Origin of the sequence: Streptomyces sp. AA1529, assembly GCF_000280905.1 — a bacterium.
In the GTDB taxonomy this organism is placed as follows: Bacteria; Actinomycetota; Actinomycetes; order Streptomycetales; family Streptomycetaceae; genus Streptomyces.
The window spans coordinates 1-1376 of record NZ_ALAP01000050.1; the positions used below are offsets into that span (position 1 = coordinate 1).

Sequence of the window (1376 nt, forward strand, 5' to 3'; positions counted from 1 at the left end):
AGCCCGGCCGCCGCCCCCGCGGGCGTGGTCGCGCTGGCCCCGTTCCGTACCCGGCCGGCGGCGCTGGCGCTGCCCGTTCCGCGCGTCGACGCCACCGACCCCAACGCGGGTTTCCTCGCCGGGCTGTCGGCCTCTTCGCCGGCCGAGCTGCTCACCGCGCTGGAGGGGGCACCGGCCGACTCACCGGAGCTGCGGCTGCGTACCCTGCGCGCCCTGCTGGAGAGCGACGCGGGGCAGGAGGGCGCCGGGGCCGCACTCGACGCGCTGGACGCCCTGGAGGCCCGGCACGCCGACGACTGGCGGGTCGTGTGGTACCGCGGCCTGGCGGCGCTGGCGACCGGCGACCGGGAGACCGCGGCGCTCTCCTTCGACGCCGTCTACGACGCGTTCCCCGGCGAGCCCGCGCCCAAGCTGGCCCTGGGCTGCTGCGCGGAGGTGCTCGGCCAGTCGGACAACGCCGCCGAGTACTACCGGCTGGTGTGGACGACCGATCCGTCGTATGTGAGCGCCGCGTTCGGGCTGGCCCGGGTGCGGCTGGCGACCGGCGACCGGCCGGGCGCCGTCCGGGTGCTGGAGTCGGTGCCGGAGTCCTCCATCCACTACACCGCCGCGCGCATCGCGGCGGTGCGCGCCCGGCTGCGGCAGCGCTCGCCGCACGAACCGCTGCTGGAGGAACTGCGCGCGGCTGCCCGGCAGGTGGCCGATCTCCAGCACGTCGGCCTGGACGAGGTGCGCCGCCACGAGCTGACCTGCGAGGTACTCGGGTGCGCACTCGACTGGCTGCTGTGCCAGGCTGTTCCCGCCCGGGGGGCCGCTTCCTCCGGGACCGCACCTGCGGGTGCGCCGGGAGCACCGCCGGGTGCCGGGGTACGGCTGTTGGACAGTCCGCTCACCGAAGAGGGGCTGCGCTTCGGCCTGGAGCGCTCCTACCGGCTGCTGGCCCGGCACGCGCAGAGCGGAACCGCGAGGATCGAACTGGTGGAGCGGGCCAACCGTTTCCGCCCCAGGACGTGGGTGTGACCATGCCTCAGTTGGACCGACTCTCCGCCTGCCCGAGCTGTGCGGAACCGCTCGAGGAGGGCGACCGCTTCTGCGGCGCCTGCGGTGCGGACCTGGCAGCCGCCGCGCGGGGCCTCGCGGCCGGCCGCGGCACCCCTCCGGCGCCGCGGCGGGAACCCACGCTCCCGGACGGCCTCCCGGCGGCTGTGCCGCCCGGCCGGGACGTCCCGTCGCCGCCTCCGGTGCCGCCGCCTCCCGCGGCGCCGCCGCAGGCCGGCCAGGCGCCTCCCCCGCCTCCCGCGCCTCCCGCGCCTCCCGCGGCGCCGGGTGCGCCCGTCGGCGGCCCGGGCCCGGTGCCCCCGGTCCCGAGCGTGCCG

Annotated in this window: 2 protein-coding genes; both read left to right on the forward strand. The window is 78.1% G+C overall.

Annotated elements, in window-relative coordinates; all coding sequences use genetic code 11:
• The coding region (locus A949_RS0115035) for a tetratricopeptide repeat protein (RefSeq protein ID WP_019356841.1) at positions 1 to 1020 on the forward strand (1020 nt) is incomplete at its 5' end.
• 2 nt (positions 1021 to 1022) lie between these two features.
• A partial coding sequence (locus A949_RS39625) for a zinc ribbon domain-containing protein (protein WP_337463300.1) occupies positions 1023 to 1376 on the forward strand: 354 nt, incomplete at its 3' end.